This is a genomic window from Lysinibacillus capsici, assembly GCF_003367505.1.
GTDB classification, from domain to species: domain Bacteria; phylum Bacillota; class Bacilli; order Bacillales_A; family Planococcaceae; genus Lysinibacillus; species Lysinibacillus capsici.
Window position 1 is genome coordinate 1 of record NZ_PXXX01000030.1, and the last position, 7,335, is coordinate 7,335.

12 protein-coding genes are annotated in these 7,335 nt (G+C 35.7%); 11 read left to right on the forward strand and 1 reads right to left on the reverse strand.

The features are described from left to right. The 5 genes from C7B89_RS22005 to C7B89_RS22025 form a co-directional block, all read left to right on the forward strand. Positions 1 to 680: phage antirepressor (locus C7B89_RS22005; protein WP_115674587.1), on the forward strand; the 680-nt coding region annotated here is incomplete at its 5' end. Positions 681 to 750: 70 nt separating this feature from the next. Next, on the forward strand, positions 751 to 1,392 hold the full coding sequence (locus tag C7B89_RS22010; RefSeq protein ID WP_115674588.1) for a hypothetical protein: 642 nt from the start codon (positions 751 to 753) through the stop codon (positions 1,390 to 1,392). A gap of 446 nt (positions 1,393 to 1,838) precedes the next feature. Continuing rightward, positions 1,839 to 2,630, forward strand: a complete 792-nt coding sequence (locus C7B89_RS22015; RefSeq protein WP_115674589.1) for a DNA-methyltransferase — start codon at positions 1,839 to 1,841, stop codon at positions 2,628 to 2,630. A gap of 19 nt (positions 2,631 to 2,649) precedes the next feature. Continuing rightward, entirely contained in the window at positions 2,650 to 3,108 is a 459-nt protein-coding gene (locus C7B89_RS22020; protein WP_115674590.1) for a hypothetical protein, read from the forward strand. A gap of 372 nt (positions 3,109 to 3,480) precedes the next feature. Next, a complete protein-coding gene (locus C7B89_RS22025) occupies positions 3,481 to 3,666 on the forward strand; it encodes a hypothetical protein (RefSeq protein WP_115674591.1) in 186 nt (61 codons plus the stop codon). Positions 3,667 to 3,969: 303 nt separating this feature from the next. Here C7B89_RS22025 and C7B89_RS22030 read toward each other — a convergent pair whose 3' ends face one another. Next, positions 3,970 to 4,170: a hypothetical protein gene (locus C7B89_RS22030; RefSeq protein WP_115674592.1), complete on the reverse strand. Its 201-nt coding sequence runs from the start codon at positions 4,168 to 4,170 to the stop codon at positions 3,970 to 3,972. Positions 4,171 to 4,433: 263 nt separating this feature from the next. Here C7B89_RS22030 and C7B89_RS22035 point away from each other — a divergent pair, with 263 nt between their 5' ends. From C7B89_RS22035 to C7B89_RS22060, 6 genes are all read left to right on the forward strand, one after another. Further along, entirely contained in the window at positions 4,434 to 4,814 is a 381-nt protein-coding gene (locus tag C7B89_RS22035; protein ID WP_115674593.1) for a hypothetical protein, read from the forward strand. A 103-nt stretch (positions 4,815 to 4,917) separates the two neighbouring features. Further along, positions 4,918 to 5,148, forward strand: a complete 231-nt coding sequence (locus tag C7B89_RS22040) for a hypothetical protein (protein WP_115674594.1) — start codon at positions 4,918 to 4,920, stop codon at positions 5,146 to 5,148. Positions 5,149 to 5,224: 76 nt separating this feature from the next. Then, positions 5,225 to 5,419: a hypothetical protein gene (locus tag C7B89_RS22045; RefSeq protein ID WP_115674595.1), complete on the forward strand. Its 195-nt coding sequence runs from the start codon at positions 5,225 to 5,227 to the stop codon at positions 5,417 to 5,419. Then, on the forward strand, positions 5,420 to 5,764 hold the full coding sequence (locus C7B89_RS22050; RefSeq protein ID WP_115674596.1) for an HNH endonuclease: 345 nt from the start codon (positions 5,420 to 5,422) through the stop codon (positions 5,762 to 5,764). A gap of 40 nt (positions 5,765 to 5,804) precedes the next feature. Next, positions 5,805 to 6,158, forward strand: coding sequence for a P27 family phage terminase small subunit (locus C7B89_RS22055; RefSeq protein ID WP_115674597.1), 354 nt, complete (start codon positions 5,805 to 5,807; stop codon positions 6,156 to 6,158). Positions 6,159 to 6,180: 22 nt separating this feature from the next. Continuing rightward, positions 6,181 to 7,335, forward strand: a 1,155-nt coding sequence (locus tag C7B89_RS22060; RefSeq protein WP_147291550.1) for a terminase large subunit domain-containing protein, incomplete at its 3' end; no start/stop codon positions are given.

Sequence of the window (7,335 nt, forward strand, 5' to 3'; positions counted from 1 at the left end):
CGGTCTGGGGAGTAGGGGTAGTAACAGGGAAAAGACACGACAATAGCGATGCTACCCAAAAAGTAAGAAAAAAATTTATCAATGAATCGGGTTTATACAGTCTAATTTTAGGAGCTTCTAAACAAGGTAACAATCCAGAAATTAAAGCGAAGGCAAAGAAGTTCAAGCGATGGGTTACGTCAGAGGTACTTCCATCTATTCGAAAGGATGGAGGATATATTCAAATAAATGAAACAGACGACGAAGTAACGATACTAGCAAGAGGTTTATTGGTTGCTGAACGAGCATTGGCGAGAAAGGACGCTTTAATTTTAGAACAAGAACGTGTTATTAACGCACAAAAGCCGAAAGTAAGACTTGCAGAAGCTATACAAGCGAGTAAGACAGCTATTTCTATTAGTGAGTTCGCTAAAATCCTAAACCAAAACGGCATAAAGATGGGACAGAATCGCTTCTACGAGTGGTTACGTCAAAACGGCTACTTAATCAAACAAAGTGGAATTGACTACAATATGCCTACTCAAAAAGCTATGAATCTAGGCTTGTTCAGAATCAAAGAATCACCGTTTACAAAGTTCGGAATTGTCCGTATCAACAGGACGGCAAGAGTTACTGGAAAAGGACAAGCCTACTTTGTAAATAAGTTCTTGAAGGAGGCGAAATCCAGTGAAAACAACTAATAAGGTGGGGTTATCAATGACAGAGGACGAGAAACAAGAGGCAATGACGGAATGTGTTAGGGGGAGATAAATGAAAGATATTCGTTTCATCAATTTAGATCAATTAGAGAATTATGAACCGAAATTCCGTATAAGTCTAATAAGGCGTTACCATTCTCTTTATACACAAAAGTACAGGTGGTTTGTTCGCCCATTAAAAGGAAGAGCGTATTACTGTAATGGGGAACGTCCTAACGAAATAGGCGTAGAAATTTTCGATTGCGATTGGACACCTGAACAGTGGGACACACGTCCATACAGACATTTTTATAATCCTATACAAGATGCCTGGTACGAATCATATGCGCGTCATGGACTGCCTCCATTAAGTGAATATAACTTCGGATATGGACGAGAGGATTCGCTCATTACAAAGAACGGTAAGCCTTGGTATTACGGTATGTTTCGTGACGGGAATACAAGCGCGCATTATTGGGTAGAAAGTGACGATATTTGGATAACGCATAAAGGTAGTCATACAAACTATTACGGAGCAAGTGGTAAACATACGCAGGGTGCGACGTTTTCAACCACAGTTGACGTCAAAAAGCCGTTAACAGAGCCGATTATGGCAGCCGCAAAAGCATTGAATAAACGCAAATTTAACGGAGTTTACAAGCCTTTTATTGATAAATTAGTTGAATTATACGGATTAAATCATACGCAAATATAAGGAGGACTAAAATGGATAGAGTGATAAAGCCAATAAAAATAACGCTAAGTGAGCGAATAACAATCGTTATCAGCGACACGGTTAGCGTTATAGTAACAGACAAGACAGCGCATATTTTATTACGCTAAAAATGATTTAATCGGTATGTACAGCGACATACTACTTGCCGTTTCGGTTGGCGGTTGGCGACGATCAACGCGAAATGAAGACAATCAGTTATTACATACCGACGAATGGTTGCAGCCATTTGCGGTATAGCAACAGTATTGTACACAGTGCTTAGCAGTAGCACATACAGGCGATAAATGGACGATAGAGACTGAGTTTTTGCGGGATATAGATATTTGGCGATGTCTATATCCTAGCAATTACATTTTCATTTTATGATACTAATAATTTTATTACAGATTTATAAGAATATGCAAACGAATTTTAGGAGGGATTAAATGCAAGAGTTTTTAAATCGTGTTATTCATGGGGATTGTTCAGAAATTATGGCGTATATGCCTTCGAATTGCGTGGATTTGACTATAACAAGTCCGCCTTATGATGATTTGAGAAATTACAATGGTTATTCGTTTCCGTTTGAGGAAATCGCTAAACAATTATTTAGAATAACAAAAGATGGCGGTGTTGTTGTTTGGGTAGTGGGAGATTCACATGACAAAAAAGGCAGTGAAACACTAACGAGTTTTAAACAAGCAATTCACTTCAAGAATATTGGTTTTAATGTACACGATACAATGATTTATCAAAAGAATAGCTATCCTTTTCCACCCTCAAACAGATATTACCAACAGTTTGAATATATGTTTGTTTTGAGTAAAGGGAAACCAAAGACCAGTAACTTACTTCGACAGGCAACAAAATGGCAAAAAAGTACAGGTGAAGTAAGTACCACACGACAAAAAAATGGTACTACTAAAGAAATGAAATATGAAAAGGGTAAAAAAGACAGAGTGAGAGATAATGTATGGCCATTAAACACTGGATACATGAGGACAACAAAAGATAAATTTGCTTATGAACATCCTGCCATGTTTCCTGAACAATTAGCACAAGATCACATATTGACTTGGAGTAATGAAGGTGATGTTGTTTTTGACCCGATGTGTGGTGCTGGTACAACATTAAAAATGGCTTATTTAAACAATAGAAACTTCTTCGGCATAGACACTTCTATTGAATATGTAGAATTATCTCAAAAACGATTGCAAGGAACTGGATATTATAAATAGAAAATAAAGGAGTGATTATATGACGGGTTCTAACGATTATCATAAAGCATTACCTTATGAATGCGACAGTGGATGGGTAGCGATACAAAACGAAGCATTGACGTTATATACGCTACATCCGAAATTTAACGGTAATGTTTTTATGGTCTATGCCTATTTATTAAAAAATTTTAATCATCGTGAAGGTCGAAGTTATCCTTCTTATATGAATATGTCAATGTCACTTGGTATACGCGAGAATACAATTAGAAAATGTGTAGAAGTATTAAGCAATCTGGATATGATAGAAGTTCACCGTTTAGGCGGGAAAAAGCGTTACAGCTATTACTACACCTTTAAACCATTGATAAATGATGAAGATACCTTTTTTGATCGTTTCCCAGAAGCTCATATTCAACTCGAAAAGTATGGTCGGAAGCCACAACAAGAAGGGGATATGCTGCAAACAGAAGTAACAGAGTTACTGGAGTGGATTTAGTGCGACACCTCAAATTTTGAGTTGTGACACCTCAATTTTTGAACCGTGACACCTCAATTTTTGAGCTGTATAAAGACTTATTATAAAGACTTAAAAATAAATACTTAATATATTAACGAGTCTTTATGCTAAAGCATAAATCCTCTATGTCGCTATCGCTCCATATCAATAATAATCTAACGATATTTTTATTTAAAAGAATATCGACAGTATATATATAAACAACGAAATCATTAATCAGAATATGTGAACATATTAACGTTAATATCTATGACTATATATTATTGACTGTATTAAATAATAAAAGAAAAAAATAAATAAGGCACATGCCACCCGGCTAACTTGCGCCTATACAAAAGGAGATTAATTAAAATGACGATAGATAACAGTAGTATTCAATACTTATTAAAACAAACAACTTGTGACCACGTATTCAGTTTTTCAGTTCAAGATGCCGCGCCTATTTTTAAGTGTGAAAAATGTTCATTAGAAGAAATGTTTACTGGAAATGTTCGTAGTAATGAAATTCATTTCGATATACCTTTAAACGTGTTTTAAAGCCCTTTATAGGCGTTGTATAGATAAAGTCGAGGTTTTTTGTTGTCAAGGTAGGAAAGTGCCTTAAATCGAACGTAAATGATGAATTATGACGTTGTATTAACGATATATAATACGCAATAAAATTAGACTTTTTTTAGTCATAATAGCCATATTTATCAGCTTTTTGTGCCTATACATTATAGGAAAGAATACGTTGAATTAACGTAAAATAAACTCAGCTGATACTGTTTGCATGGCGTAAATAGTTACGGTAAAATAGAAGTGAAAAAAGAAGGCTTTCACCTTCTTCTTTCTATTGGTTTAGCGACGTTTCTTCTTGGTCGGAGTGCGTCGCTTTTCTCTTTTCTTTTGTTGTTCTTTCTTGACTACCTCGGCTCTTTTTTTCTTCTTTTTCTTTCCTTTCAGTGTTTTGATGTTAATGATTAGTGATGTGATAGTTGAAAGTGTTCCTGCGATTGTTCCAACTTCTTTGATTATGTTTAATATTGTTTCGTAGTTCATGTTTATCACCTCCTTTTCTATACTCTTATTATAACATTTATATTTACTCACGTCTATATAATTTACCGTATTTTTAACGTAAAAATTACGGTATTCTACTGTGTGTTGTTATGTAATATAAAGACTTTGCGTGCATTTTATCATTGAGTATAAGGATAGGCACGATAAAGTAAATTTATTGAGACTACTAAACTGGTAGTCTTTTTTTATAATGACAATTCATTCCATTTATCCTATGATATAGGTAGATGGGAGGTGTTGTTATGCGTACAGTTACTTGTAATAAATGTGGAGAACATTTAAATAAAGACGATGTATTTGCTGATTTTAAAAACTGTTTCAAGTGTGGTTCTGATGATATTGAGTATCGTATTGGTATTTCTGACAAAATAGGGTTTCATGAAACACTTAAAGGGAAATCGAAAGTTCCAGGTAAGAAAAAACCCAGAACAGAATTTATTGCAGGAGAAGAGTATTCTGTAAGAGGTGAAAAATGGGTAGAAAAGCAAAGATATATCAATAGAGATGAAGATATTTATTATGAGCGTGTAAAGGACCCAGATACTGGTGAAGTGTTACACGAATGTTCAGAGCCATTAACAAAGCATACTGGGCATGGTAGTGCAAAACATAAAAAACAATGATGCTAATACCAAAGTCACATCTAACTATTTGTAGCTTAATTAACAATAATATATGTAAAATCAATTTTTTACTCGTAATTGTTGGTGAAAGGATGGTAATAAAATGTTGAAGAAGGCTCTTAGAGCAGGAAAGTTTAATGGAAAAGAATATGTAGGAAATGTATTAGAAATCTCCCCAGGAGTATTTCAAGGGGCGATACACGAAGTCCCAACTAATGGTCAAGCTGAGGCATTTTTTGACCATGTAACAGAAGTTTTCTCAACTCAAGAAGAAGCTGAAGTTTTTGTGGCAAACGAGTGGGAAAAGAAATTTAAAACTAATAATCCTAAATAATTAATTGTTTACAGAGACATCCAATTGGGTGTCTTTTTATTATGTAATTAACTATGAAATTGTGGAGGGCTGAACAATGACTATCGTAAAAACTATAGACTGGAACAGTCTTAATGGAAAAGCATTAAAGTTATATGTAACAGAACCTAATGCAGTTGTAATAGGTGTAGATGAAGAAACAGGAAGGTCCTATGTTTTACATGAAGAACCATTACAATCCTCACTAACAGTAAATATGCAGAATGCACGAAAGGGGTTTTGGAGGAGATAGATGGACAAAAACTTCTACAAAACAAAAGTGTGGCGTTCTAAACGAAAAAAGATACTTCGACGCGATAATTATGAATGCCAAGAGTGTAGGCGATACGGCAAGAGCCGACCAGCTACTACTGTACATCATTGCAATCCATTAGAAACACATCCACAATGGCGGTTAGAGTCTTGGAATCTATTATCACTATGTTCTGCTTGTCACGATAAAATGCATGACAGAAACAAAGATGTGCTAACTACTTTAGGAGAGTATTGGCGTGAAAAGGTTACAAAGGTATCCCCCCCATTTCAAAACACTTCTATGAGGCATCGGGAGACCGATGAGGGGGACATTTTCCAATAGAGCACAATTTTTAAAATAATTTTTTGAGGAGGTGAAAGGCATGTCGAAGGTGCCAAGTAAAGAAACAATTAAACGACGAACAGTTAGCGACATGAAAGCGTTGGGAGTACATAAACCACAATATAATCGCTTGATTGACGCATATTCGGATATTGTTCACCAATACTTAACTTTGACTGAAAAGTTCGAAGTTGAGGGATACGAATATGAAAGCTACACAGCCGCAGGAGGCGCAAAAAAATCACCAATTGTTGCAACCTTGGAATCACTTAGAAAAGACATTCTCGCATACTCTGATCGGCTATGTCTGAATCCAAAATCAAATGATCCGAACAATAAAGTTCCAACAAAGAATACTGGGTTAGTAGAGGTATTAAGCAGTCTTGGAGGCTAAGTACAAAAACTATAACCTTGTAATGGAGTATGCGAAATCAATTGTAGAAGGACGTAAATTGGCAAACAAAGAGCAAATACAGGGGTGTGAACGTTTCTTACGAGATTTACAAAATCCTGAATACGATTTTAGACCAAAAGATGCTGAATTTGTGATTGGTATTATTGAGAAAACATTTGTACACGCCCAAGGCGAGATGCTAGACGGTACACCTTTACGAGGGAAGCCATTCTTATTAGAGCCATTTCACAAATACCAGGTTTATAATTTGCTAGGTTTCTTTCACAAAGACACTGAAATTAGACGCTTCAAAGAGGCATTTATTTATATTCCTCGAAAAAATATTAAAACATCTTTTGCCGCAGCGTTGGCATGGGCTTTAGGTTTGTTAAACAGGCGTTCTGGATCTAAAGTGTACATTGTTGCAGCTGCTTTAAAACAAGCACTAGAAAGTTTTAATTATATTAATTACAATCTTGGACACATGGGCGAGAAAGAGAATTTTCGTGTGATTGACAATAACCAAGAACATTCTATTCGAGGTGACCTTGGGGATGGTTCTTTATTTATTCAAGCATTAGCCGCCAATCCAGATAAGCAAGATTCATTAAACTGTAATATCGGCATTGCTGACGAAATGCATGCTTATAAGACGCCAAAGCAATACAACATCATAAAAGAAGCAATGAAGGCATACACGAACAAGCTGATGATAGGAATAACTACAGCAGGCGATAATATGTCTTCTTTTTGTTATCACCGTTTACAGTACTGTAAAAAGATATTGGACGGTACAGTGATAGATGAACAGTATTTCGTCTTTATTGCTAAAGCTGATGAAGATGAAAAAGGCACTGTGGATTATACGAATCCAATCGAACACGAAAAAGCGAATCCAGCTTATGGGGTATCCATTCGACCACAGGACATGTTAAACGATGCATTACAGGCACAGAATGATCCACAACAAAGGAAGGACTTTTTAGCGAAGTCTTTAAACATATACACTTCTGCTGTAAAGGCGTACTTCAATATTGATGAGTTTAAAACTTCTGATAGGAAGTATAACTGGACTATTGATGATTTAGCGAAATTACCTATCACATGGTATGGAGGTGCTGACTTATCAAAGATGCATGATTTAACAGCAACCGCATTATACGGTCACTATAAAGGC